Source organism: Burkholderia sp. BCC1998, assembly GCF_905339875.1.
GTDB lineage: Bacteria > Pseudomonadota > Gammaproteobacteria > Burkholderiales > Burkholderiaceae > Burkholderia.
The window spans coordinates 13,295-39,553 of sequence record NZ_CAJPHE010000031.1 but is presented as its reverse complement, the minus strand read 5'-3'; the positions used below and the strand labels follow the sequence as shown (position 1 = coordinate 39,553).

General features: G+C 68.2%; 22 protein-coding genes. 14 read left to right on the top strand and 8 right to left on the bottom strand.

Going from position 1 to position 26,259, the window contains the following annotated elements:
• Positions 1-84 precede the first annotated feature (84 nt).
• The 7 genes from U5A56_RS33700 (at position 85) to U5A56_RS33670 (ending at position 7,474) form a co-directional block, all read left to right on the top strand.
• Entirely contained in the window at positions 85-1,020 is a 936-nt protein-coding gene (locus tag U5A56_RS33700) for a LysR family transcriptional regulator (protein WP_321810378.1), read from the top strand.
• A gap of 162 nt (positions 1,021-1,182) precedes the next feature.
• Complete coding sequence (locus U5A56_RS33695) at positions 1,183-1,410, top strand: sulfurtransferase TusA family protein (protein ID WP_006753156.1); 228 nt, start codon at positions 1,183-1,185, stop codon at positions 1,408-1,410.
• Positions 1,411-1,706: 296 nt separating this feature from the next.
• Positions 1,707-2,132, top strand: coding sequence for a hypothetical protein (locus tag U5A56_RS33690; protein WP_044846087.1), 426 nt, complete (start codon positions 1,707-1,709; stop codon positions 2,130-2,132).
• A 229-nt stretch (positions 2,133-2,361) separates the two neighbouring features.
• Complete coding sequence (locus tag U5A56_RS33685; RefSeq protein WP_006490421.1) at positions 2,362-3,066, top strand: response regulator transcription factor; 705 nt, start codon at positions 2,362-2,364, stop codon at positions 3,064-3,066.
• Complete coding sequence (locus tag U5A56_RS33680; RefSeq protein WP_321926849.1) at positions 3,063-4,424, top strand: FecR domain-containing protein; 1,362 nt, start codon at positions 3,063-3,065, stop codon at positions 4,422-4,424. Before U5A56_RS33685 ends, U5A56_RS33680 begins: the two co-directional genes overlap by 4 nt.
• A 10-nt stretch (positions 4,425-4,434) precedes the next feature.
• Positions 4,435-6,822: a CHASE2 domain-containing protein gene (locus U5A56_RS33675; RefSeq protein ID WP_321926847.1), complete on the top strand. Its 2,388-nt coding sequence runs from the start codon at positions 4,435-4,437 to the stop codon at positions 6,820-6,822.
• 37 nt (positions 6,823-6,859) lie between these two features.
• Positions 6,860-7,474, top strand: a complete 615-nt coding sequence (locus tag U5A56_RS33670) for a DUF4136 domain-containing protein (RefSeq protein ID WP_044846084.1) — start codon at positions 6,860-6,862, stop codon at positions 7,472-7,474.
• A gap of 59 nt (positions 7,475-7,533) precedes the next feature.
• Here U5A56_RS33670 and galU read toward each other — a convergent pair whose 3' ends face one another.
• Entirely contained in the window at positions 7,534-8,418 is an 885-nt protein-coding gene (galU, locus tag U5A56_RS33665; RefSeq protein WP_044846083.1) for a UTP--glucose-1-phosphate uridylyltransferase GalU, read from the bottom strand.
• Positions 8,419-8,505: 87 nt separating this feature from the next.
• On the bottom strand, positions 8,506-11,373 hold the full coding sequence (locus tag U5A56_RS33660) for a valine--tRNA ligase (protein WP_321926844.1): 2,868 nt from the start codon (positions 11,371-11,373) through the stop codon (positions 8,506-8,508).
• A 213-nt stretch (positions 11,374-11,586) separates the two neighbouring features.
• Between U5A56_RS33660 and U5A56_RS33655 the strand changes: the two genes are divergently transcribed.
• The 4 genes from U5A56_RS33655 to U5A56_RS33640 all read left to right on the top strand — a co-directional run bounded on the left by U5A56_RS33655 (position 11,587) and on the right by U5A56_RS33640 (position 15,652).
• Positions 11,587-13,950 carry a UvrD-helicase domain-containing protein gene (locus U5A56_RS33655; RefSeq protein ID WP_321926843.1) on the top strand — a complete coding sequence of 788 codons (2,364 nt, stop codon included), beginning with the start codon at positions 11,587-11,589 and terminating at the stop codon, positions 13,948-13,950.
• Positions 13,947-14,756, top strand: coding sequence for a 5'-methylthioadenosine/adenosylhomocysteine nucleosidase (locus U5A56_RS33650; RefSeq protein WP_321926841.1), 810 nt, complete (start codon positions 13,947-13,949; stop codon positions 14,754-14,756). Before U5A56_RS33655 ends, U5A56_RS33650 begins: the two co-directional genes overlap by 4 nt.
• A gap of 144 nt (positions 14,757-14,900) precedes the next feature.
• Positions 14,901-15,383, top strand: a complete 483-nt coding sequence (locus tag U5A56_RS33645; protein ID WP_321804999.1) for a DUF2778 domain-containing protein — start codon at positions 14,901-14,903, stop codon at positions 15,381-15,383.
• Positions 15,380-15,652 carry a hypothetical protein gene (locus U5A56_RS33640; RefSeq protein ID WP_124523050.1) on the top strand — a complete coding sequence of 91 codons (273 nt, stop codon included), beginning with the start codon at positions 15,380-15,382 and terminating at the stop codon, positions 15,650-15,652. The genes U5A56_RS33645 and U5A56_RS33640 overlap by 4 nt, the downstream gene beginning before the upstream one ends.
• Positions 15,653-15,723: 71 nt before the next feature.
• Here U5A56_RS33640 and U5A56_RS33635 read toward each other — a convergent pair whose 3' ends face one another.
• On the bottom strand, positions 15,724-16,962 hold the full coding sequence (locus U5A56_RS33635) for an MFS transporter (RefSeq protein ID WP_321926839.1): 1,239 nt from the start codon (positions 16,960-16,962) through the stop codon (positions 15,724-15,726).
• A gap of 410 nt (positions 16,963-17,372) precedes the next feature.
• Between U5A56_RS33635 and U5A56_RS33630 the strand changes: the two genes are divergently transcribed.
• Positions 17,373-19,046, top strand: a complete 1,674-nt coding sequence (locus U5A56_RS33630; RefSeq protein WP_321926837.1) for a methyl-accepting chemotaxis protein — start codon at positions 17,373-17,375, stop codon at positions 19,044-19,046.
• 18 nt (positions 19,047-19,064) lie between these two features.
• On the opposite strand, the gene U5A56_RS33625 is transcribed toward U5A56_RS33630, so the two are convergent.
• From U5A56_RS33625 to U5A56_RS33610, 4 genes are read right to left on the bottom strand one after another with little or no spacing between them, the layout of a single operon-like run.
• Positions 19,065-19,940 (bottom strand): HlyD family secretion protein, encoded by an 876-nt coding sequence (locus U5A56_RS33625; RefSeq protein WP_044846076.1) that lies wholly within the window; start codon positions 19,938-19,940, stop codon positions 19,065-19,067.
• 12 nt (positions 19,941-19,952) lie between these two features.
• Positions 19,953-20,156 carry a DUF1656 domain-containing protein gene (locus U5A56_RS33620; protein WP_011351756.1) on the bottom strand — a complete coding sequence of 68 codons (204 nt, stop codon included), beginning with the start codon at positions 20,154-20,156 and terminating at the stop codon, positions 19,953-19,955.
• Positions 20,153-22,354, bottom strand: coding sequence for an FUSC family protein (locus U5A56_RS33615; RefSeq protein WP_044846075.1), 2,202 nt, complete (start codon positions 22,352-22,354; stop codon positions 20,153-20,155). Before U5A56_RS33615 ends, U5A56_RS33620 begins: the two co-directional genes overlap by 4 nt.
• 15 nt (positions 22,355-22,369) lie before the next feature.
• Complete coding sequence (locus tag U5A56_RS33610) at positions 22,370-23,989, bottom strand: efflux transporter outer membrane subunit (protein WP_321926834.1); 1,620 nt, start codon at positions 23,987-23,989, stop codon at positions 22,370-22,372.
• Between the two features lie 157 nt (positions 23,990-24,146).
• Between U5A56_RS33610 and U5A56_RS33605 the strand changes: the two genes are divergently transcribed.
• Positions 24,147-25,088: a LysR family transcriptional regulator gene (locus tag U5A56_RS33605; RefSeq protein ID WP_044846073.1), complete on the top strand. Its 942-nt coding sequence runs from the start codon at positions 24,147-24,149 to the stop codon at positions 25,086-25,088.
• Positions 25,089-25,213: 125 nt separating this feature from the next.
• Positions 25,214-25,372, top strand: a complete 159-nt coding sequence (locus U5A56_RS33600) for a hypothetical protein (RefSeq protein ID WP_170296438.1) — start codon at positions 25,214-25,216, stop codon at positions 25,370-25,372.
• A 56-nt stretch (positions 25,373-25,428) separates the two neighbouring features.
• On the opposite strand, the gene U5A56_RS33595 is transcribed toward U5A56_RS33600, so the two are convergent.
• Positions 25,429-26,256, bottom strand: a complete 828-nt coding sequence (locus U5A56_RS33595; RefSeq protein ID WP_321926832.1) for a metallophosphoesterase — start codon at positions 26,254-26,256, stop codon at positions 25,429-25,431.
• Positions 26,257-26,259: the final 3 nt, after the last annotated feature.

The window sequence follows — 26,259 nt, the reverse complement described above, 5'->3', positions numbered from 1 at the left end:
ACGGAACCTAGTCTAGGCAAAGCGGCGGGGCGGGAGAAGGCCGCGCAGCTTGATTCACTGTTCAGAATTCTGAATAATCGGCGGATGAATCAGCAAAATGTCCAGGCGCTCTGGCCGCATATCCACTCGCTGACGGTCCTCGCCGCGGCCGGCAGTTTCACGGCCGCCGCGCAGCGGCTCGGCATCAGCAAGGCCGCGATGAGCCAGCGCATCGCCGATCTCGAGAAGGCGGCCGGCGTGCCGCTCGTGCGGCGCACGACGCGCAGCGTGCGGCTCACCGACGCCGGGCAGACGCTGGTCGACAGCACGCGCGACGCGTTCGAATCGATCGGCCAGCACTTCGCGCGCGTAAAGGAACTCGCCGGCGAGCCGCGCGGGCTGCTGCGCGTGACGGCGCCAGTCGCGCTCGGGCGCCAGCAGGTCGTGCCGCACCTGCCCGATTTCCTGCGTCAGCACCCGGGCGTGCACATCGAACTCGACCTGTCCGACCGGCTGCATTCGCTGACGCAGGAGGGCTTCGACCTCGCGATCCGCCATACGACGACCGCGCCGCAAACCCACGTCGCGTGGAAGCTGTGCGACACGCGTTCGCTGCTGGTCGCGAGCCGCGACTACCTCGACGCGCGCGGTGCGCCGCGCCACCCGAGCGAACTCGTCGACCACAGCTGCCTGTGCTACCTGCGCGACAACGAACCGGCCGCCTGGAGCTTCGAGCCGGACGGCCGGCGGCGCCAGCGCGTGAGCGTGCCGGTGCGCGGCAGCTTCGCGGCCAACAACAGCGAGGCGATGCGCGAGGCCGCGCTCGGCGGGCTCGGCATCGCGCTGCTGCCGGATTTCAGCGCGCAGCGCGATCTCGATGCGGGCCGGCTCGTCGCGCTGCTGGACGGCTGGCGGCCGTCGGGTGCGTTCGGCGACCACATCTTCGCGCTGCGGCCGTACAGCCCGGTCGTGCCGAGCGCGGTGCGTGCGCTCGTGCGGCATCTGCGCGAGCGGCTCGCGGGCGGGTTCACGGGCGCCTGACGGGCGCTCGGCGGGCGCTTGGCATGACGAGCGCGTGCCGAGCGCGGGCGCGCCGCGTCGCGCGGCCGGGCCCGGGCCGCGCGGGCAGGGGCGGCCGCGCTGCGGTAAAATCGCCGCTTCCTCCCGCGCCCGTGTGGCGCGTCATTCGAAGGTCGACAGCCGATGCAGATTCACAAGGAAGTGGACGCGCGCGGGCTCAATTGCCCGTTGCCGATCCTGCGCGCCAAGAAAGCGCTCGCCGATATGGAGAGCGGGCAGATCCTCAAGGTGCTCGCGACCGATCCGGGTTCGCAGCGCGATTTCGCCGCGTTCGCGAAGCAGACGGGCAACGAGATCGTCGAAGTGACGACGCAGGACAAGACCTTCGTGTTCCTGATGCGCCGCCGCTGACGGCCCGCATCACGCGCCCCTTGCGGCGCCCGCGCCCGCTCGCGCACCGCCCGCTGCGGTCCGGCCGCGCCAACGGCGCGACACGAGCGCCAGCACAGACCCTCGCCCAGGCGCCTGTTCCATGGGAAACGCTCGTCTGACGCCTCTGACAATTCTTAAACCTCGCCGCACGACCGGCTGCGTATACTGACCCGGCCGGTCGTCCGTCTCGGATGGATGCACCGGCCACGGTACGTCATACGAGGCGGGCACGGGGGCCATGCCTGACGCTGCCGTCGTACAAACGGGGAGAGGACATGTCCTTCAGACCAGGGACCATTCGAAGTCCGTCCGCAGCGGAATGCATCGCGCCCGCACGCGCGGCGGGGTTGAGCCGGATCGAGCTCGACCCGCAACGGGATCGCCACGCGCGTGCCGCGCTCGAGGCGTATGCCGATTCGGCGGCGGCCGAGATGCCGTGGCTGGCCGAATCGCTCGACGAACGGCTGCGCGGCGCCGCGCGGGACGACGGCGCGGGCTTCACGTATTGCGGCGCGACGATCGGGCGCGTGTTCGATCTCGCGCAGGCGTGGGCGGCGAGCCAGCCCGACTATGCGGCGCCGGCGTGGGAGCGCGTGCGCAGCCAGCTGGAGCGGATGCTGGGGCAGCCCACGCTGGGGCAGCCCATGCTGGGCCAGCCGGAAGCGCCGCCAGTTGCGCGACGGGAAGGATTATTCGAATAAAGGACCGTAGTCCGCGCAATTTCTTGGCGAATTTCATACTACTATGATGAAATCGCCGGTTCGTCCGTGCCCCGTTTTTGAGATGGGTGGCCGGGGCGCCGTGTCGCGCAGGTTGCGCGCTCGGCAAACGACGGCTCGTCGGCCGGTGTCGGGCGCCGCGCGCATGCTGCGCGGCGGGATGAGTGCGGGGAGCTGAACTGGACGAATCGATTTCGATTTGCGGGGTGCTATGAGAATTGCTGTACTGGATGATGATCCGGCCCAGACGGATTTCGTCAGTCAAACGCTGACGGCCGTCGGCCACACGTGCTATGCGTTCAAGGAAGGCAAGGCCCTGAAGAAGCGTCTGCAGCGCGAGACGTTCGATCTGCTCGTGCTCGACTGGAACGTGCCCGACATGTCCGGCGAGGAAGTGCTCAAGTGGGTGCGTGCGAACCAGACCGAGCACAGCCTGCCGATCATCTTCATGACGAGCCGCGACGACGAGGCGGGGATCACGCAGATCCTCAACGCCGGCGCGGACGATTACGTGGTCAAGCCCGTGTCGGGCCCGATCCTGCGCGCGCGCATCGGCTCGCTGCTGCGCCGCGCGTATCCGGTCAACGCGGAGGCGACCGTTCGCGAGTTCGACCAGTTCCGCTTCGACGTGAACCTGAAGCAGGCCTATGTCGGCGACAAGGCCGTGAGCCTCACGCAGAAGGAATTCGAGCTCGCGCTGCTGCTGTTCCAGCACCTCGACCGGCCGCTGTCGCGCGCGCACATTCTCGATCTCGTGTGGAAGCAGGCGACCGACATCCCGTCGCGCACGATGGACACGCACATCTCGATGCTGCGCACGAAGCTCGGCCTGCGGCCGGAAAACGGCTATCGCCTCGCGCCGATCTACGGCTACGGCTACCGGCTCGAGCGGGTCGGTCAGGGAGAGCCGGAGTGACCCGGCGCATCACCCGGCGCACGGCGAACCTGCGCACGGCGGCACTGCATGCGGCGTGCGCGGTCGCGTTTGCGTTCGCGGCGCAGCAGGCCGTCGCGCAGCCGAGCGCTGCCGCGGGCAAGATGGTCGTCTACCGCACGCATGCCGGCGACACGCTGTACGACGTCGCCGCGCGCTACCTGCAGGGCCCGGACGACTGGCAGCTGCTGCAACGGATCAACGGCGTGCCCGCGCCGAAACACCTGCAGCCCGACATCGCGCTGAAGCTGCCGGTCGCGCGGCTGCGCAAGGAAAAGCTGACCGCGCGCGTCGTCGCGGTGCAGGGCACGGCCGAGCGCGCGTCCGGCGGCGCGTACGCGCCGCTCGCGAACGAAGCGACGCTGACCGAGGGCGACCGCGTGCGCACGGGCGCGAACGGCTTCCTGACGCTCGAACTGGCCGACGGCACGCACATGAGCCTGCCGCCCGACAGCCAGCTCGACCTGAAGACCTTGCGCCGCACCGTGCTGACCGGCACGCTCGATCGCGAGTTCGAGCTCACGCGCGGCTCGGTCGACAGCGAGGTCACGCATCTGAAGAAGCGCGACGACCGCTTCCAGATCCGCTCGCCGTCGGTCGTGGCCGGCGTGCGCGGCACGCGGTTCCGCGTGAACTACGACGCCGCCGGCAACGCGGCGACGCGTGTCGAGGTGCTCGACGGCACCGTCGGCGTCGCGGGCAAGCAGCAGCCGGCCGACCCGACGCTCGTGCATGCGAACTTCGGCAGCGTCACGACGTCGTCCGGCGCGGTCGGCGCACCCGTGCAGCTGCTGCCGGCGCCCGCGCTCACGCATCCGGACAAGGTGCAGGACGAGCCCGACCTCACGTTCGACGTCGCGCCGCTCGAGCATGCGCATGCGTATCACCTGCAACTCGCGCGCGACGCGGGGATGCTCGAACTGTTCAGCGAAACGCGCACGGTCTCGTCGCGCGCGGTGTTCCGCGAGGTGCCGAACGGCACGTACTTCGTCCGGATTTCCGCGATCGACGACAACGGCCTCGAAGGCATGCCGCACATTTACGCGTTCGAGCGGCGCCTGATGGGGCTCGATGCGAGCGCGTCGCCCGGCCCGGACGGCTACGAGTTCCGCTGGGCGCCGAACGACGCGGCCAAGGACGCGCGTTATCGGTTCGTGCTGTCGCACTCGAAGGACCTGAGCGCGCCGGTCGTCGACCAGATGGGCCTGCAGGCGCGCCGGATCACGGTCTCCCACCTGCCGCCCGGCGACTACTACTGGGCGGTGACGGTCGAGGAGTTCGAGGGCGGCAAGTTCTATCAGAAGACGAGTCCGGTCAGCGCGTTCACGTTGTCGCGCTGACCCGCGGCGCATGAAAACCGACTCCGTTTCCCCGCGGCGGCGCCTCGGCCGCCGCTTCCTGATCGAGTGGATCGCGATCGGCTGCCTCGGGATCGCGGTGATACTCGCGTGCGCGCTCGGCCGGCTGTCGTCGAGCGTCGACGGGCTGATCTACGACCGGCTGCTGATGCTGCGCAGCCTGCCGCTGTCGCCCGACGTCGTCGTCGTCGACATCGACAACCAGAGCGTGTCCGCACTCGGCCGCTGGCCGTGGCCGCGCAGCGTGCACGCGCGGCTGCTCGACACGCTGGCGCGTGCGCAGCCGGCCGCGGTCGTCTACGACGTGCTGTTTACCGAGCAGTCGCCGGAGGATCGCGCGTTCGCCGACGCGATGGCCCGTGTGCCGACCTTCCTGCCCGTCTTGCTGAGCCCCGAACAGGCGGACGGCACGCGCACCGTCGATCCGCCGGTGGCGGAGCTGTCGGCACGCACGATGGGACTCGGCCACATCAATCTCGAAGTCGATCCCGACGGCATCGTGCGTAGCGTCGCGCTGTTCGAAAGCGACGGCCGCGTGCGCTGGCCGCAGCTGATGGTGCCCGTCTATCGTGCGATCCAGGCCGGCCGGCTGCATCCGGTCGGCGGCACGCCCGGCGCGCAAGCGCACGACCTGTCGCGCGACGCGACCGGCGACGGCCGCTACCTGATCCCGTTCAGCCGCAACACGCCCGCGTATCCGACGCTGTCGTTCGACGACGTGCTCGAAGGGCGCGTGAAACCCGACGCACTGCGCGGCAAGATCGTCGTCGTCGGCGTGACGGCGTCGGGCCTCTACGACCGCTTCGCGACGCCGGTGTCGGGCGACTTCGGTCCGCTCGCCGGCGTGTACATCCACGCGAACGTGCTCGACATGCTGACGACCGGCAGCGCGATCCTGCCTGCATCGCGTGCCGGACTCTTCGCCGCCTCGCTGCTGCCGCTCGCCGTGCTGCTGGGCGGCTTCCTGATGCTGTCGCCATGGCGCGCGCTGCTGCTGACGCTGAGCCTGGCCGCGCTGGCCGTCGTCGCGAGCCTGGCGCTGCTGTTCGAGGCGCGCATATGGCTATCGCCCGCGCCGGCCATCTTCGGGCTGGTCGCCGTCTACCCGATCTGGAACTGGCGGCGCCTGGAAATGACGATGTCGTACCTGCGCCGCGAGCTGCAGCGGCTCGCCGATGAGCCGCACCTGCTGCCCGAGGCGCCGCGCACGCGCAGCGTCGGCGGCGACGTGCTCGAACGGCAGATGGCGCTGATGGCGCAGGCCGCGCAGCGCGTGCAGGACATGAAGCGCTTCGTGTGGGACAGCCTCGACAGCATGCCGGAGCCGATCTTCGTCACCGACCTGGCCGGCACCGTGCTGATCGCGAACCATGCGGCGAAGCGCTACGGTTCGCGGCTCGCGCTGCCGGTGCCGGAAGGGCGGCCGCTGCGCGCCGCGCTCGGCGAGCTGACCTTCATGAAGACCGTCGACGGCAACGCCGAACACGACGTCACGATCCGCGCACACTGGCCGGACGCGCTCGACCCGACGCTCGGGGCCGAAGACGAAGCGATGGCGCGCGGCATCGAGGTGCGCGATCGCGACGGGCTCGACCATCTGTTACGCTACGCCCCGTGTACGAACGCGCAGGGCCACGTGACGGGCTGGATCGCCGGTCTGGTCGACGTGACCGAGCTGCACGCGGCCGAGCGGCAGCGCGAGGAGGCGCTGCACCTGCTGTCGCACGACATGCGCTCGCCGCAGTCGTCGATCCTCGCGCTCGTCGAGATCGAGCGCGATCGTGTCGAAACCGACGCGATGCGCGGGCTGCTCGCGCGGATCGAGCGCTATGCGCACCGTGCGCTGTCGCTCGCCGACGAGTTCGTGCAGCTGGCGCGCGCGGAGTCGCAGGCGTACCAGCTCGAACCGACGAGCCTGGTCGACGTGCTGATCGACGCGAGCGACGAAGTCTGGCCGCAGGCGCAGGCAAAGCGCATCCGCATCGAGACCGACGTCGGGGCCGACATGTGCTGGACGCGCGCCGACCGCTCGCTGATCACGCGCGCGTTCGTCAACCTGCTGAACAACGCAGTCAAATACAGTCCGTCCGACACGGTGATCGCGTGTACGCTGTCGGTCGAGCATGCATCGAAGCGGATCTTCTGTACGATTCGCGATCAGGGGTACGGCATCGCGCCGGAAGATCTGCAGCATCTGTTCGAGCGTTTCAAGCGGTTCCATGCCGGCGAGCGGCCCGAAATCTCGGGCTCCGGGCTCGGCATGGCATTCGTGAAGACGGTCGTCACGCGCCACGGCGGCAGCGTGACGGTCGACAGCGAAGTGGGTGTCGGCACCGCGGTGACGGTGTCGCTGCCCGCGATCGACGAGCCGTCCGCCTGACAGGGCCGGGCACGACGGCAGGCATTTGGGGGAAGTCATGAGAAAGGAATGGGCAGCGGCCGCGCTGGCGGCGTCGCTGTTGACCGGTTGCGCCGGCGTCACGACCGGCGTGAGCGCGCTCGGGCAGCCGAATGCGTTCGCATCCGGTGCGCACGGCTACGATTTCGTTCGCACGGCCGCTCAGGCCGACGATGCCGAATACCGGCAGATCGAGACGCTCGTGCACGACGAGCTCGCGCAGCGCGGCTTCGACGCGCAGCCTGGCCAGGCCGCGCGCTACCGGCTGTCGATCGCGTATGCGACGCAGCCGGCGTCGGTCGCGGCGACGGCCGACCAGTGCGGCGCGGCAAGCAGCGCGTGCGTGACCGTCGACGGACCGGCGCCGTTCGCGCTGCCGTTCGCGGGCAAGGTGTACCGCCACGTGCTGACGCTGCGTTTCGTCGATGCGAAGACGGGCGTCGACGTCTATCGCGTGTCGGCGTCGCTGCGCGATCGCGATGCGCTCACGCAGCAGGCCGCGCCGACGCTCGTGAAGAGCGCGCTCGCGAAGCTGCCGTTCGAGCAGGGTGACGGCTGGCTCGTGAAGACGAAAAAAGACGACGCGGGCGCAATGCCGGGCGTCGTCTCGGTGAAGCCGGCCGTCACGCGCTGACGCGCCGGCCGTGAGGCGAGGGCGGCCCGCCGGGGAGGCGAGGCCGGCCCGTGCCGCGTTCAGGCAGCCGGTTGCCCGTTGCCGCGCGCGCGCAGGTACGCGTCGAAGTCGGTGCCGACTTCCGGGTGGCGCAGCGCGAACTCGACCGTCGCCTTCAGGTAGCCGAGCTTGCTGCCGCAGTCGTAGCGCGTGCCTTGGTACTTGTAGGCCAGCACCTGTTCGTCGGCGAGCAGCGCCTGGATCGCATCGGTGAGCTGCAGCTCGCCGCCCGCGCCCGGCTTCAGTGCACGCAGGTGTTCGAAGATCCGCGGCTTCAGGATGTAGCGGCCGACCACGCCGAGGTTCGACGGCGCGACTTCCGGCTCCGGTTTCTCGACGATCGCCGACATCTTGACGATCGACTCTTCCCACTCCTTGCCGTCGACGATGCCGTACGACTTCGTCTCCGACGGCGGGATCTCTTCCACGCCGATCACCGAGCTGTGATAGTGGTCGAACACGTCGACCATCTGCTTCATCACGGGCGGGTTGCCGTCGAGCAGGTCGTCGGCGAGGATCACCGCGAACGGGTTGTCGGCGACGAGCTTCTCCGCGCACAGCACCGCATGGCCGAGGCCGAGCGCTTCCGGCTGGCGCACGTAGAAGCAGTCGACATGGCTCGGCTTGATGCTGCGCACGAGCTCGAGCAGCTTCTCCTTGCCGCGCGCCTCGAGTTCGGCCTCGACCTCGTACGACTTGTCGAAGTGATCCTCGATCGCGCGCTTGCTGCGCCCGGTCACGAAGATCATCTCGGTGATGCCCGCGGCGATCGCTTCCTCGACTGCGTACTGGATCAGCGGCTTGTCGACGACGGGCAGCATTTCCTTCGGGCTCGCCTTCGTTGCCGGGAGGAACCGCGTGCCGAGACCGGCAACGGGGAATACCGCCTTGGTGACTTTCAACATGATCGAACCTTTATTCCTGTAATCGACTTGTCAGACAGCCTATGTTCACGTTCCGATTATAGTGAACGCAAACGACCTTACCGTTTGTTACGCAGGCAACCGATCGAGCTGAGCGCGCAGTTTCTCCAGCGTGCTCTGGAATTCCGCGACGCGTTTCTGCTCCTGTTCGACCACGGCCGGCGGCGCTTTCGCGACGAACGCCTCGTTGCCGAGCTTCGCGTTGCACTTCGCGATCTCGCCGGTCAGGCGCGCGATTTCCTTCGACAGGCGCTCGCGTTCGGCCGCGACGTCGATTTCCACCTTCAGCACCAGCTTGTTCGGGCCCACGATCGCGATCGGCGCGCCGTGCGCTTCCTTGTCGAGGGTCGCTTCGTCGGCCAGGATCTGCACTTCCGACAGGCGCGCGAGCGCCTGCACGTACGGCGCGAACGAGCGCAGGCGCTCGGCATCGCCGGCCGCCAGCAGCGGCACCTTGGTCGCCGGCGACAGGTTCATCTCGCCGCGCAGGTTGCGGCACGCGTCGACGATCGCCTTCAGGTCGGCCGCCCATTGTTCGGACGCCTCGTCGATCTTCTGCAGGTTCGCGACCGGATACGCCTGCGTCATCAGCGACGCTTCGCCCTCCGCCTTGCCTTGCGGATAACGGCCGGCGAGCGGCGCGACCTTCTGCCAGAGCGCTTCGGTGATGAACGGGATGATCGGGTGCGCGAGGCGCAGCACCGTTTCCAGCACACGCAGCAGCGTGCGGCGCGTCGCGCGCTGCTGTTCCGGCGTGCCGTTCTGGATCTGTACCTTCGCGAGTTCGAGGTACCAGTCGCAGTACTCGTCCCACACGAACTTGTAGATGCTGGTCGCGATGTTGTCGAAGCGGTAATCGGCGAAGCCCTTCGCGATGTCGGCCTCGGTGCGCTGCAGGAGCGACACGATCCAGCGGTCGGCCGCCGAGAAGTCGAGGTAGCCGCCGGGGCCGCAGTCGCCCGCGCCGCACACTTCCGGCTTGTCGGCGCCGCAGTCGTGGCCTTCGCAGTTCATCAGCACGAAGCGCGTCGCGTTCCACAGCTTGTTGCAGAAGTTGCGATAGCCTTCGCAGCGCGCGAGGTCGAAGTTCACGTTGCGGCCGAGCGTCGCCATCGACGCCATCGTGAAGCGCAGCGCGTCGGTGCCGAACGCGGCGATGCCGTCCGGGAATTCCTTGCGCGTCTTCTTCTCGATGGTGGCGGCCTGTTTCGGGTTCATCAGGCCGGTCGTGCGCTTCGCGACCAGCGTCTCGAGGTCGATGCCGTCGACGATGTCGATCGGGTCGAGCGTGTTGCCCTTGCTCTTCGACATCTTCTGGCCTTCCGCGTCGCGCACGAGACCGTGCACGTAGACGGTGTGGAACGGCACCTTGCCGGTGAAGTGCGTCGTCATCATCACCATCCGGGCGACCCAGAAGAAGATGATGTCGAAGCCGGTGACGAGCACCGACGACGGCAGGAAGTGCTGCAGTTCAGGCGTTTCGTTCGGCCAGCCGAGCGACGAGAACGGCACGAGCGCCGACGAGAACCACGTGTCGAGCACGTCCTCGTCGCGCTTCAGCGCGCCGGTGTAGCCCTTCGCGGCGGCCTGCGCGCGCGCCTCTTCCTCGTCGCGCGCGACGAACACCTCGCCGTTCTCGCCGTACCACGCGGGAATCTGGTGGCCCCACCAGAGCTGGCGCGAGATGCACCAGTCCTGGATGTTCTCGAGCCACTGGTAGTAGGTGGTCGTCCAGTTTTCCGGCACGAACTTGATCTGGCCGCTGCGCACGACGTCGAGCGACGTTTCGGTGATCGACTTGCCCGGGTTGAACGTGCCTTCCGGCGCCGCCTTCGTCATCGCGACGAACCACTGGTCGGTCAGCATCGGCTCGATCACGACGCCCGTGCGGTCGCCGCGCGGCACCATCAGCTTGTGCGGCTTCACGGAGTCGAGGAAGCCCTCCGCATCGAGGTCGGCGACGATCGCCTTGCGCGCGTCGAAGCGGTCGAGGCCGCGATACTGCTCGGGGCCGTTGTCGTTGATCTTCGCGTCGAGCGTCAGGATCTCGATCGGCGCGAGGTTGTGGCGCAGGCCGACCTGGTAGTCGTTGAAGTCGTGCGCGGGCGTGACCTTCACGACGCCCGTGCCGAACTCGCGGTCGACGTAGTCGTCGGCGATCACCGGGATCTCGCGGCCCGTCAGCGGCAGCGTGACGAGCTTGCCGATCAGGTGCGCGTAGCGCTCGTCTTCCGGGTGGACCATCAGCGCGACGTCGCCGAGCATCGTTTCCGGACGCGTGGTCGCGACGGTCAGCGAGCCCGAACCGTCGACGAGCGGGTAGCGGATGTGCCACAGGTGGCCGTTTTCCTCCTCGCTCGCGACTTCGAGGTCCGACACCGCGGTGAGCAGCACCGGATCCCAGTTCACGAGGCGCTTGCCGCGGTAGATCAGGCCCTGTTCGTACAGCGTGACGAACACGTCGCGCACGGCGGCCGACATCTTGTCGTCCATCGTGAAATATTCGCGCGACCAGTCGGTCGACGCGCCGAGGCGGCGCACCTGGCCCGTGATCGTCGAGCCGGACTGCTGCTTCCACTCCCACACGCGCTCGACGAATTTCTCGCGGCCGAGGTCATGGCGCGACACGCCCTGCGCATCGAGCTGGCGCTCGACGACGATCTGGGTCGCGATCCCCGCGTGGTCGGTGCCGGGCACCCACAGCGTGTTCTCGCCGAGCATCCGGTGGTAGCGGGCGAGGCCGTCCATGATCGTCTGGTTGAACGCATGGCCCATGTGCAGCGTACCGGTGACGTTCGGCGGCGGCAGCTGGATCGCGAAATCGGGACGCGCCGGGTCGAATGCCGGGGCGGCATAGCCGCGTTTTTCCCACTCCGGCCCCCATTGGGACTCGATGGTGTGGGGTTCGAAACTCTTCGCAAGCGTGCTGTCGCTCATGGTTGGAAATCTGCCGAAAAATGCGTGAATTGGATGCCGAATCTGACAATTATAAATGGATGCACATCGGCCAGCCATCGCCTTGCCGGCACGGGCCCGTCGCGACGCGGTCGCCATGCCGTTGAAGCATGCCGCCGAATGGACCGGAAACGGCATCGCGCGGTCGACTTATAATGGCGGGTCCGCATTTTTTCGCACGTCCGCTGCCGCTCCATGCCCGATCTGCTCGCCAATCTGAACCCTGAACAATACGCCGCCGTCACGTTGCCGAACGAACCGGCGCTGATCCTCGCGGGGGCGGGCAGCGGCAAGACCCGCGTGCTGATCACGCGCATCGCGTGGCTGATCCAGCAGGGCTACGCATCACCGGCCACCGTGCTCGCCGTCACCTTCACGAACAAGGCCGCGCGCGAGATGATGGCGCGCCTGTCGGCGATGATGCCGATCGATACGCGCGGGATGTGGATCGGCACGTTCCACGGGCTGTGCAACCGGATGCTGCGCACGCACTGGCGCGACGCCGGCCTGCCGCAGACCTTCCAGATCCTCGACACGGCCGACCAGCTGTCGGCGATCAAGCGGCTGATGAAGGCGGCGAACGTCGACGACGAGAAATACCCGCCGAAGAACGTCCAGTACTTCATCAACAACGCGAAGGAGCAGGGGCTGCGGCCCGACAAGGTCGACGCGACCGACAATTTCAACCGCAAGTTCGTCGAGCTGTACCAGGCGTACGACCAGCAGTGCCAGCGCGAGGGCGTCGTCGATTTCCCCGAGCTGCTGCTGCGCTGCTACGAGCTGCTCGCGTACAACGCGCCGCTGCGCGCGCACTACCAGGCGCGTTTCAGGCACATCCTCGTCGACGAGTTCCAGGACACCAACAAGCTGCAGTACGCGTGGCTCAAGATGCTCGCGGGCGGCGAGAACGCGATCTTCGCGGTCGGCGACGACGACCAGTCGATCTACGCGTTCCGCGGCGCGAACGTCGGCAACATGCGCGACTTCGAAGACGAATTCCGCGTGCGCAACCTGATCAAGCTCGAGCAGAACTACCGGTCGCACGGCAACATCCTCGATGCGGCGAACCAGCTGATCTCGAACAACGCGCATCGCCTCGGCAAGAACCTGCGCACCGACGCCGGCCACGGCGAGCCCGTGCGCGTGTACGAGGCGAGCACCGATTCGCGGGAAGCCGGCTGGATCGTCGAGGAGATCCGTTCGCTGATCAACACCGGCATGGCGCGCAGCGAAGTGGCCGTCCTGTACCGCAGCAACGCGCAGTCGCGCTCGATCGAGCACACGCTGATGTCGTCGGGCATCCCGTACCGCGTGTACGGCGGCCTGCGCTTCTTCGAACGGCAGGAAGTGAAGCACGCGCTCGCGTACCTGCGCCTGATCGACAACCCGAACGACGACACGGCGTTCGTGCGCGTCGTGAACTTCCCGACCCGCGGGATCGGCGCGCGCTCGATCGAGCAGCTCGCCGATGCCGCGCGCCTGTACGGCTGCTCGATGGCCGCCGCGATTCCGTACGTGACGGGCAAGGCCGGCACGAGCCTCGGCGGGTTCGCGAACCTGGTCGCGAAGATGCGCGCCGATACGCAGCACATGAACCTGCCCGACACCGTCGAGCACATCGTGCGCGCCAGTGGCCTCGCAGATTTCTACCAGGGCGAGCGCGAAGGCCAGGACCGCCTCGAGAACTTGCAGGAACTCGTGAACGCGGCCACCGCGTTCATCGCCGAGGAAGGCTACGGGCTCGACACGCCGGCCCGCTCGATTCCGTTGCGCGCGGGCGCGATCGCGGCGCCCGAGCTCGGTACCGCGACCGACGATCCGGCGGTCGACGTGCTCGATCCGGCGTCACCGGCCGACCCGGCACAAAATCCCGACACGATGACGCCGCTCGCCGGCTTCCTGTCGCATGCATCGCTGGAGGCCGGCGACAACCAGGCGCAGGCCGGCCAGGACGCGGTGCAGCTGATGACGGTGCACGCGGCGAAGGGCCTCGAATTCTCGGCCGTGTTCATCACCGGCCTCGAGGAAGGGCTGTTCCCGCACGAGAACAGCGTGCTCGAATCGGACGGCCTCGAGGAAGAGCGCCGGCTGATGTACGTCGCGATCACGCGCGCGAAGGAGCGGCTCTACCTGTCGTTCGCGCAGAGCCGGATGCTGCACGGCCAGACGCGCTACAACGTGCGCTCGCGCTTCTTCGACGAACTGCCGGAGCACGTGCTGAAGTGGCTCACGCCGAAGGTCGAGGCCGGCTCGCGCTGGGGCGGCCGCTCGGACAACGCCGGCTGGGGGCGCGACTGGTTCGCGCGGCCGGGCGGCGGCAGCCGCGAGCAGGTGGTCGACGCGGCGGTCACCGCGCCGCTGCCGGCCTTCGCGAACAAGCAGCGCGCGGCCGACACCGGGTTCCGCGTCGGCCAGCAGGTCTTCCATACCAAGTTCGGCGAGGGCACGGTCACCGCGCTCGAAGGCAACGGCGCCGATGCGAAGGCGCAGGTGAAGTTCAAGCGGCACGGCGAAAAATGGCTCGCGCTGGCGGTCGCGAAACTGCAGGCGGTGGAATGATGAGCATCGACATGGTTGAAACGGTATCGACGCGTCCGCTCGGCATTCTGGCCGCGCTGCCCGAGGAACTCGGCGACCTGATCGCCGCGATGCGCGCCGACGGCGTGATGAAGACGATCACGCTCGGCCGCCGCGATTACCACGTCGGCACCGTGCACGGCGCGGCCTGCGTCGTCACGCTCGCGCGGGTCGGCAAGGTCGCGGCCTCCGCCACCGTCAGTGCGCTGATCCACGTGTTCGGCGTGTCCGGCGTCGTGTTCACCGGTGTCGCCGGCGGCGTGTCGCGCACGGTGCGTATCGGCGACGTCGTCGTCGCCGATACGCTGCTGCAGCACGATCTCGATGCGTCGCCGCTGTTTCCGCGCTACGAGGTGCCGCTGCTCGGCATCACGCGGTTCGCGACCGATGCGGCGCTGACCGCCCGCCTGAAGGCCGCGTGCACGCTGTTCGTCGCCGAGGAGGGCGCGCAGTTCGCCGCGCGCTTCGGGCTGGCGGGCGCGACGTTGCATGGCGGGCTGATCATCAGCGGCGACCGCTTCGTGTCGAGCGAGCGGGAAGTCGTCGCGCTGCGCGACGCGCTGCCGGACGCGCTCGCGGTCGAGATGGAAGGCGCGGCGATCGCGCAGGTGTGCGCCGAACACGACGTGCCGTTCGCCATCGTGCGCACGATCTCCGATACGGCCGACGATCACGCGACGCAGTCGTTCTCGCACTTCCTGTCGGCGATCGCGAGCAGCTATTCGTCCGGCATCCTCAAGCGGTTCCTGACGTTGCATGCGACGGAGAATGGTGCAGCCATCGTGTAGGCAAGTACGTCGGGCACGGGCACTGCGATGACGACGAGGCCGTGTTGGCTTAAGCTTTCACGGCTGCCGGGGTGTCGTAGCAGCGGGGACGACAGCGTGCTGCACGCAGTCGTATCAAAAAATAACGAAAATGAGAGGGCCCGAATGCCTGTCGAATGTACTTTCTTGCTGAACCGTCAACGTACGTCCATCCTGCATTGCGCGGGTTTTGGGGCAGTCGCCGCATTCAGCGGCAACGGGCGATACGTCAATGATCCGAACTCGACGGCCGTTCCCGACGACGGACCGTTACCGGCAGGGACCTATTACATCGTGGATCGCCAGAGCGGCGGCCGCATGGGGTGGTTGAACGACGTTCGCTCCGATCTGTTTGCCGGTACTCATCGCGCGGATTGGTTTGCGTTGTATCGCAATGATGGTGTGATCGACGACTTGACGTCGATCAACGGCATTCGGCGTGGCCACTTCCGGTTACATCCCGTCGGATACTGGGGCATCAGCGAAGGCTGTATCACGCTGCCGAACAAAGCCCAATTCAATGCGCTTCGCACGTTCCTGAAGTCGCAGGCCGGTGCCACGATTCCGGGCACCGGGATGAAGTACTACGGTCGAGTGATCGTCCAATGAAAGTGCTTGTCCGCCTGCTTGCAGCGATCGTCTTGACGATCCCGGTCTATCTCGGCCTGGCGAATTCCCCGCTGGATGAATGGTTTCAAAGCGGGGCGGGGTGGCGAGCGTTCGAGCCGCTGTTCCGCGTGTTCGAAACGCTCGGTGTTCACGGCCAGGGCGACATCCTGATCAGCACCATGCTCGGCGTCAGCTTCGTGATCGCGATCGCGCTGGTCTGGCTGGGTGCGCGAATGTTCGGTCGCGGCACACGAGAACCCCGGCACTGATAACCGCTCAACGAAACGTTTCGCAAGGTTGTTGAGCCAACGGCCGCGGCACCCAAGCCGCGGCCGTTTCGTCACGCCTTCTTGCGCCGGCTGCTTTCGAGGTTCGGCAAGAACACCGTCAGCACGCCGATCAGCGGCAGGAACGAGCACACCTTGTAGACGAACGTGATGCTCGTCGCGTCGGCGAGCTGGCCGAGCACGGCGGCGCCCACGCCGCCTAGGCCGAACGCGAAGCCGAAGAACAGGCCGGCGACCATCCCGACCTTGCCGGGCATCAGCTCCGTCGCATAGACCAGGATCGCGGCGAACGCCGACGCCAGCACGACGCCGATGATCACGCTCAGCACGCTCGTCCAGAACAGGTTCGCGTACGGCAGCAGCAGCGTGAACGGCGCGACCCCGAGGATCGACACCCAGATCACGTACTTGCGGCCGATCCGGTCGCCGACCGGCCCGCCGATCAGCGTGCCGGCCGCGACCGCCGCGAGGAACACGAACAGGTGGATCTGCGCGGCCTGCACCGACAGGTGGAACTTGTCGATCAGGTAGAACGTGAAATAGCTGTTGATGCTCGCGAGATAGAAGTACTTCGAGAACACCAGCAGCACCAGCACGCCGATCGCGGCGAGCACGCGGCCCGGCGACAGCGTCGGATGGCCGGCCGGCGCCGCCTTCTTCTTCATCGACGGATGCTTCTTGTACCAGTGGCCGATCTGCGTGAGCACGATCATCGCGACGAGCGCGGCCGCCGAGAACCACGCGATGCTGTGCTGGCCGTGCGGGATGATCACGAGCGCGGCGAGCAGCGGCCCGAGTGCCGAACCGGCGTTGCCGCCGACCTGGAACAGCGACTGCGCGAGCCCGTGCTGGCCGCCCGACGCCATCCGCGCGACGCGCGACGATTCCGGATGGAACACCGACGAGCCGCAGCCGACCAGCGCCGCCGCCGCCAGCAGCGTCGCGAAGTTCGGCGCGACGGACATCAGCAGCAGCCCCGCGAGCGTGAAGCCCATCCCGACCGGCAGCGAATACGGCTTCGGCCGCTTGTCCGTGTACAGGCCGACGAGCGGCTGCAGCAGCGACGCGGTGATCTGGTAGGTCAGCGTGATCAGGCCGATCTGCGCGAACGACAGCGCGAACTGGCTCTTGAGCATCGGATAGATCGCGAGGATCAACGACTGGATCATGTCGTTGAGCATGTGCGAGAAGCTGATCGCGCCGAGCACCGGATAGACGGTACGCGGGGCGCGTGGAGCAGACGGCTGGGCTGCGGCGGCGCTGCCGGCGCCCGTATCGAGGCTGGTTTCCATGTGAGCTGAGCGAGTTGAGGTGACGGGACGCGCTCTGATGGGGATCGGCGCGTTCGAATCGTTGTTGCGTCAAAGAAGTCTAATGTGGCGTATCGAGAATGTCCGGCCAAGTTTTGTCGCGATTCGGACATTGCTGCGACGATTCGGCCCATTGCGCCCTTTTTTGGCCGGGTATAACGCTGCGGCGCGTTTGCCTTTCGTCGCGCCGCGCGGGACCGGATCGGTGTTTGTCCGGACTCAAGGCGCGCCGATCGCGGCCGTAGAAGACGCAACGACAACACAGGTGCGCCGCGCCCGGCACCGGCCACGAACCGGACGGGTGCAGGACGCGCGGCATGACGGGCCATTGCATGAATGCCGGCCGCCGGAACCGACCTTTCCGGCGGCACGATCAATACGGGGAAATATCGATGAAAGCAGCTTCATTGCATCCGCGGCCGGCTGCGGCCACAGCCGCGGCCGACGCAGCCGCCAGGCCCGCCTCGCGGCACGCGCGTGCAGCCCGGCGCGAACGCCGGACGTGGACCGTCAAGGCGACGTTGCGCGCCGCGTTCGCGATCCTGCTGGCCGGCACGCTCGCGATCGGCGTGTTCTCGCTGTGGCAGATCAGCCGGCTGAACGCGTCGATTGCGTCGGTCTACGAGCAGGGGCACGTCGCGAGCCGGGCGGCGGAGGAAGTGCGCGCCGAGGTGCTGCGCGCGAGCCGCGCGCAGAAGATGCTGCTGACCGCCACCACCGCGAAGGAACGCGACGACCTGGGCGCCGAAGTCGGCGCGGGACTCGCGTCGATCGGCCAGGCGCTCGCGACGCTGCAGCATTACGCGGATCCGGCCGATGCGGACGATTCCGCACGACTGCGCGCGTTCTCGCTGGCGGTCGGCACGTGGAGCGGCCATCTGCGCGATTTCGTCGCGCTCGTGCAGGCGCAGCCGCTCGACCTGTCGCAGATGAACTGGCAGGTCGGCACGCAGGACGTGTCGCTGCTGGTCGAGACCGGCAAGCTCGAGAAGCTCGTCGCGATGCTCGTGAAGACGCGCGGCGCGAAGTCGAAGGCGACGCTCGATGCATCCGCAACGATCTTCTCGTCGTCGTTCGCGATGATCGCGGCGATGACGGCCGCGCTGATCGTGCTGGCGATCGCGATCGCCGAACGGGTCGTGCGCCGCCTCGCGTCGCAGCTCGGCGGCGAGCCCGCGGAGGCGAAGGCGATCGCCGCCGACATCGCGCGCGGTGACCTCACGCGGCCGATTCCGCTCGGCCGGCACGACCGCGACAGCATGGTGCGCGCGCTGTCCGACATGCAGTCCGGGCTTGCGGCGACCGTCGGCGAGATCGCCGTCAGCGCCGAGGCGATCGCGGCCGCGTCCGGCGAGATCTCGACCGGCAACCTCGACCTGTCGCGGCGCACCGAGCAGCAGGCCGTCGCGCTCGAGCGCACCGCGGCCAGCATGGAGGAGCTCACGTCGACCGTGCGGCAGAACGCCGAGAACGCGCGTCAGGCGAGCGCGCTCGCGGCCAATGCGTCGGCCGTCGCGGAGGCGGGCGGCGAAGTCGTCGGTCGCGTGGTCGCGACGATGAGCGAGATCGACGACAGCGCGAAGAACATTCGCGACATCATCGGCACGATCGAGGGGATCGCGTTCCAGACCAACATTCTCGCGTTGAACGCGGCGGTCGAGGCGGCGCGCGCGGGTGAGCAGGGGCGCGGTTTTTCGGTGGTCGCGGGCGAGGTGCGGCTGCTCGCGCAGCGCGCGGCGACCGCGGCGAAGGAGATCCGTACGCTGATCGGCGCGTCGGTCGAGCGCGTCGCGAACGGCGCGGCGCTCGCGCACGATGCGGGCCGCACGATGGACGACGTGGTGCGGGCGGTCAAGCGCGTGACCGACATCATCGGCGAGATCTCGGCGGCGTCGGACGAGCAGAGCGCCGGGATCGACGAGATCGGCCGCGCGGTCACGCAGATGGATGCCGGCACGCAGCAGAACGCCGCGCTCGTCGAGCAGGCCGCCGCCGCGGCGAATGCGCTCGACGAACAGGCGCAGGCGCTCAAGTCGCTGGTCGGACGCTTTCGCATCGCGGCGTAGGCGTCCGGCCGTCGACGCTTACGACTTCTTCCGCTGGTCCGGATCGATGATGACCGTGCAGGTCGTGCCCGCCGACAGCACCACGTCGGCCGGCACCTCGTCGATGCGGATGCGCACCGGCACGCGCTGCGCGAGGCGCACCCAGTTGAAGGTCGGGTTCACGTCCGCGACGAGGTCGCGGCTTTGCGGGTTGTCGCGATCGTAGATGCCGCGCGAAATGCTCTCGACGTGGCCCTTCATCACGCCGCCGCTCATCAGCCGCATCTCGGCCGGCGCGCCGACCTTCACGCGCGGCAGCTTGGTTTCCTCGAAGTAGCCGTAGACCCAGAACGAATGGCTGTCGACGATCGCGAGCTTCGCCTGGCCGGCCACCGCGTAGTTGCCCTTGAACGTCTGCAGGTTCGTGATGTAGCCGTCGACCGGTGCGACCACGCGCGTGCGTTCGAGGTTGAGCTTCGCGGCGTCGAGCGCGGCGATCGCCTGCTGGTACTGCGCATCGGCGCTCGACGCGCTGTGCGCCGCGTTCTCGCGGTTTTCCTTCGACACGACGAGCGCGTCGAGGTCGGCACGACGGGCCGCGTCGTCGCGGCGCATCTGCAGTTCCGCGCGGCGGGCGGCGACGGCCGCCTGCGCCTGCTCGACCGCGATCTGGTAGTGCGACGGGTCGATCTGCATGATCAGGTCGCCCTTTTTCACGAGCTGGTTGTCATGCACGGGCAGCTCGACGATCGCGCCCGACACGTCCGGCGCGACGTTGACGATCTCGGCACGAACGCGCCCGTCGCGCGTCCAGGGATCGTCCATGTAGTGCACCCAGAGCGAGCGCCCGATCAGGATCGCGACGAGAAGGATGATGGCGGTCGCGACGAAGCCGAAGAGTTTTCTGAGAATCATGATGGTTCGGAATCAACGGTAAACGGCAAGACTCAGTCCGCCGCAAATGCAGACGAGAAGGCACGCGCGAAACAGCGACGGGTGCCAGACGAGACGGTAGAGGCCCGTGTAGGCGAGCAGGCGGTCGACGGCCCAGGTCGCGAGCGCGCCCAGGACGAACATCAGGACCACCGTGGGCATGTAGGCATCGAGAATGGCGATTTCACGCGGCATCATGACGAGGCTCCTTGTTGGGGACGCACGGGGCGGTTGCGGTTGAGCGGCTCGAGCGGCGATTCCGGATCGAGCAGCGCCGTGCGTACGAAATGCAGATGGCTCAGGATGCGCTGCAGCCGGTGGCGCTCCTCGCGCGACGGCGTGAACGCATCGAGCGTTTGCCGGGTCGCGTCGATCGCGGCGTTGACCGCGGCGAGCGCCGCGTCGAAGCGCGCCGCGTCCGGCTTGCGGAACAGCGCGGACAGCGCGGCGCGCAGCGTCTCGATCGCGCGGCGCCACGGTGTCGTCGGCGCATAGCGCGGGTCGGACGGCAGCGTCGCGAGCTCCGCGCGCAGGTCGAGCGCGGCATTGCCCGTTTCCAGCACCGCGAACATCCAGCGCAGCGCGTCGCGCTGCACGTCGGGCTGGTCGGCCGACAGCGTGTGCGCCTGGTACATCAGGTCGCGCGCGCCGCTCTCGAAGCGCGTGCGCAAGCCGGCGAGCCGTGCGTGGCACGCCGCGACCACCTGGTGGCGCAGGTCGGCGAACAGCCGCTTCTTGTGCCACGGCGCGGTCGGCGGGAACAGCACCGCGAACGCGATCGCCGAGACCAGCATCGACAGCACCAGCGCGAGCGCGTCGTTCATGAAGCTCGTCGGGTCGTAGTGCGTGATGTTGTCGGGGCCGGCGAGGAAGCTGAAGAAGATCAGGTAGCCCATCCCGTAGCCGGCGAGCTTCGGCTTCAGCGTCATGAAGATGCCGATCGCGAGCAGCGGCGCGAGGGCCACGCACAGCAGCGGGAAGCCGTCGATGTGCGGGTAGATGCCGAACGTCAGCAGGAAGCCCGTGCAGACGGCCAGTGCGGTACCCATGCCCATCTGTGCGGACATCGCGGTCGGGCGCGGCGTCGACGACGCGAGCGCGCAGGTGGCCGCCGCCGTCAGCGTCAGCGTCACGCCGCTCGGCCACGCGGTCGCGATCCAGAACGCGCCGAGCACGAGGATCACGGTCGCGGTGCGAATCGCGGCGATCACCATCGCCGTCAGGTTGGTGCGCGGCTCGTAGCGTTCGATCCAGCGCTCGCGCTCGTGCGTCGCGGTCGACAGCGACGCGTAGGTCGCCGCGTATTCGTGCAGGTCCGTGATGAAGCGGTACAGCAGCTCGGTGGCCGTGTCGAAGTCGAGCAGCGGGAAATCCGGCTGCGTCTCGAGCGCGGCGCGCGTCGCGCGGATGCGGCGCGGCAGCGCGTCGCGCCACGCGAGCAACTGTTCGGCGGCGAGCGCGGCGTCGGCCGACGAGCGCACCGGCTCGCCGTTGCGCGTCAGAAGCGGCGCGATTTCGCGGAAGTACGGCTCGATCGCATCGATCGCGGCCTGCGCGCCGGCCGCGCGCAGTCGGTTCATCAGCTGGTGCAGCGCGTGGAAGCGGCTCGATACGCTCATGAACTCGCTGTTCAGGCGCGCGAGACGGCCGCTGCGCATCCGCGTGTCCGGATCCTCGAACACGGCCATGCTGCGCGCCGCTTCGAAGCCGACCACGTCCGCGACGAAGCGCGTATGGATGGTTTCGATGTGCGCGCGGTCGAGCTGGCCCGACAGTGCCGCCGCGACGTAGTCGACGAAGCTGCTGAAGCGCTTGCGCACCGTCGTGCGCATCTGCTCGCCGGTGTACTGCGGAAACACCAGCGCGCTGACGACGCCTGCCGACACGATCCCGACCATGATCTCGGCGACCCGCGTCATCGCGCTCATGAACGCGCCGTCGGGGTGTTGCGACGCCGGCAGCCCGATCAGCGCGGTCGTGTAACCGGCGAGCAGGAAGCCGTAGCTGCGGAAATTGCGGTTGCGCGCGGCGCCGGCCGTGCACAGCGCGACCCACAGCGCGACGGCCAAGAGGAACAGCTGCGGCTGCTGCGGGAACAGCCCGACGAACGTGAGCGTCGCGATCAGCCCGAAGATCGTGCCGGCGACCCGGTAGAAGCTCTTCGCGAGCACCGCGCCGCTTTGCGGCTGCATCACGATGAACACCGTGGTCATCGCCGTCTTCGGCGCGGGCAGGTCGAGCCGCATCGACACGCCGGTCGCGATGAACGCGGCGAGCAGCGCCTTGAACAGGTAGAGCCACGCGGCGCCGTCGCTGCGGGCCCAGTCGCCGAAGGCGGCGTACCAGGCCGCGAGCGGGCCGCCGGCGTGCGTGGAAGCGGGGGAGGAGGCTGACATGACGGTCGCTCCGCGTTACCGTGCGGCCGGCGTGGCGGCTGCACCCGCCGAACCGGCCGTCGCGACCTGCGCGGGGCGGGCGACGGCCGCGGCGGGCTTCGCACCCGATGCGGCGGCCGGCGCGGCGGCCCCCGCGGCGGACGCGTCGCGGGCCGGATGACCGCCCCGAACGTCCGCATCTGTCTGCGTCTGCGCCTCCGTCTCGACGCCGCCGCCGAGCGCGGCCATCAACTGCGCGTGCGCGGCGAGGCGTTCCGCGTCGATGCGGGCCGCCGTTTCCTGTGCGCGCAGCAGCTGCTGTTGCGCGACCAGCACGTTCACGTAATCGGTCAGCCCGCGGCGGAAGCCTTCGCGCGACAGCTGGTAACTGCGGTCGTTGGCGGCCACCGAGCGCGCGGCGTCCTTCTTCTGCGTGTCGAGCGAGCGGATCCGCACGACCTGGTCGGCGATGTCCTTGAGCGCGCCGACGACCGTCTGGTTGTAGCGTTCGACCGCCTGGTCGTAGCCGGCATCGGCCGCGCCGAGTTGCGCGCGCAGCCGGCCGCCTTCGAAGATCGGCAGCGACAGCGCTGGGCCGGCCGTCCAGCCGCCGTTCATCGCGCGCAGGAAGTCGGTGAACGGCGCGGTCACGCCGAAGCCGCCGACCGTCGCGAGCAGGTCGATATTCGGGTAGAACGCGGCTTTCGCGACATCGATGCCGCGAGCCTGCGCGTCGACCGTCCAGCGGGCCGCGACGACGTCCGGGCGGCGCCCGAGCAGGTCGGCCGGCAGCGCGGACGGCAGGCCGGCCGGCGCATCGAGCGACAGGCTCGGCCGCTTGATCGCGTCGCCGGCGCCAGGACCCTTGCCCGCGAGCGCGGCGAGCTGGTGGCGCGCGAGCTGGATCGCTTCTTCGTAGCTGTCGATCTGGCGCTCGTAGTCGGGCAGCGTCGATTCGGCCTGGCTGACTTCGAGCTGCGTGCCGAGGCCGGCCTGCAGGCGCTTGCGCGCGAGATCGGCCAGCGAACGCTGGCGTTCGAACGTTTCGTGCGCAAGGTCGAGCAGCGCGTAGTTCATCGACATGCCGACATACGCGCGCACGACGTTGACCTCGAGCTCGAGCTTCGCCGCCCGTGCGTCGGCCGCGGTCGCATGCGCGGTGTCGAGCGCGCGCTCGGTCGCGTTCTTGTCCTTGCCCCACAGGTCGAGGTGGTACGACAGGCCGAGCGTGCCGGTGTTGTTCCAGGTGTCGGTGTCGGCGAGCGGCCCCGGGCCGTAGTAGACGTTGTCGGGCCAGTGCTGGCGCATCAGCGACAGATTGCCGTTGATCTGCGGCAGTTCCGCCGAGCGCGCCACGCGCGCCATCGCCTGCGCTTCGCGCACGCGCGCCTCGGCGGCCGCAAGGGTCGGGTTGCCGGCCTGCGCGGCGGCAATCCACGCATCGAGCTGCGGATCGCGGTACGCGCGCCACCAGTCGGACGCGGGCCAGCCCGCATCGTGGTCCGCCGCGCGGATCGCGGCGCCGGCGTCGAGCGTGTTCGCTTCGATGCGGGCGGACTGCGGCTTGTTGTCGCCCATGCTCGCGCATCCGGCCATTATTAATGAGACTGCAAGAACCGCCAGTGCCAGCGTCCCTTTTGTTGCCGGAGACCGCACGATTTTCTCCCTTTCGGATATAGATGAGTCGGATGCGATTATATTTTTCAGTGATTCCTGAATAAATGGACAACGGTGCAAGTCATTTTTACGAATCCTGAGATAATATTTGTTGGCCCCTGTGCAACAATCCCTCCGGATTCATACGGGTAATGGGATGGATACGTTACAAAACATGCGGGTCTTCGTCCGCGTGGTCGACGCGGGCAGCTTTACCGCGGCCGCCCAGCAGATGAATTCGACCACCGCCTATGCGTCGCGCGCCGTGTCGGATCTCGAGGCGCACCTGCGCACGCGCCTCCTGAACCGGACGACACGCCGGATCGCGCTGACCGAAGCGGGCGAGCGCTACCTGCAGCGCTGCGAGCAGATCCTCGCGTACGTCGACCAGGCCGAAGCCGAAGCGGGCGACGCGCACGCGCGGCCGTCGGGCAAGCTGAAGGTGCATTGCTTCACGAGCCTCGGGCAGCACTATCTGGTGCCGGCCATCGCGCGCTATCGGCAGCGCTATCCGGACGTGCACGTCGAGCTGACGCTCGCGCAGCGCATGCCCGACCTGCTCGACGAGGGGTACGACGTCGCGATCGTGGTCGGCCGCGACCTGCCGGATTCGGGGCTCGTGTCGCAGCGGCTCGGCGAGAGCTACAGCGTCGTGTGCGCGTCGCCGGGCTATATCGACGCGCACGGCGTGCCGCAGACCCCGGCCGATCTCGAGCAGCACGTCTGTCTCGGGATGGTCGCGCCCGGTTTTCATTTCGACGAGTGGTCGCTGTCGGGGCCGCGCGGCGACGAAGTGGTTCCGGTCACGGCGCCGCCGTTCCGCGTGAACGTCGCCGAGGCGCTCGCGGTGGCCGTGCGGGAAGGGATGGGAATCGGCGGGTTGCCGCTCTATTCGGCGATCGGCGGGCTGCGCAGCGGACACATCGTGCGCGTGATGCCCGAATACCGGTCGCACGTGATGAACATCTACGCGCTGTATCCGTCGCGCCAGTACCTCGACGCGAAAATCCGCACCTGGGTCGATTTCCTGCGCGACGAGCTGCCGGCCACGCTGGAAGCCGACGAAGCCGCGCTCGCGCAGTTCACGGCTGCGACATGAGCGCGCGGTCGAGTGCAATCTGACGAGATTTGTCCTTCACGCAACATTTTTTTACCAACGGACCGCGGACAGTTTGATACTGTTTCAATCATCGAGATTTGGAACTGCCCACACCCGGAGTCGTAATGGATACGCAACTGATGATCGGCCTTGGAGTTTTGCTTGGTGCGGCTGCTGCCGCCGCGGCGACGCGCGATCTGCTGCGCGCGATGAAGGCACGGATGAAGCCCGTGCCGGTGCGGGTGCGCCCGTCGTCGAACGGTTCGCGCCGCGCCGATCGCTGATCGGGCGGCCTTTCAGCTCGGGGAGGGCCGCATCGCGCGGCCCGATGGCTTGGCGCTCAGCCGAGCTCGACTACCTTGTCCCACGCAAACGCGGGATTCTCCAGTTCGCCGGTGCGCCGGCGGATATAGCCGCGCGGGTTGCACACCACGCGCGTGCCGCTGTCGGTCACGTAATCGAATGAAGTATGCGTGTGGCCGTGGATCCACAGGTCCACGGGCGGCCGCACGAGTTCCGCCATGTCCGTGACGAATCCCGCCGACGCCAGGTCTTCCGCATAACGCTCCGCCAGCGAGCGCAGGTGCGGCGCATGATGCGTGACGACGATCGTGCGGCCCGCGAACGGTGTCGCGAGCCGTGCTTCCAGCCACGCGCGGCCTTGCCGGTGCAGCGCGATCGCGTCGGCCGGCGTGAAATCCCGCTCGGGGGCTGCCGCCGCATGCAAGGACGCATCGTGCGGCCACGTCACCTGGATCAATCCCTTGAAATCGAGCATCACGCGCATGGCCGCGTCGATCGCGCGCGCGACGCTCGCCTGGTCGGCGCCGAACAGCGAGAAATCGGCCCACAGCGTCGTGCCGAGCACGCGAAAGCGCTGCGCCGGATCGACGTACACGCCGTTGTTCAGGTAATGCACGTGGTCGATCGTGTGCGCGGCGTCGCGCATCGCGGTTTCGAGCGCGCCGAATTCCCCGTCGTAGTACTCGTGATTACCCGGCACGTAGATCACCGGCACGTCGGGATCGAACGTCTCCGCGGCCCAGCGCAGGCCTTCCGCGTGATTGTGGATATCACCGGCCAGCAGGACGAGATCCGCGTCGGCATGCGCGATCGTGTCGGGCTGGTTGCATTCGAGATGCAGGTCGGACAGGACGCGGACTCTCATGGG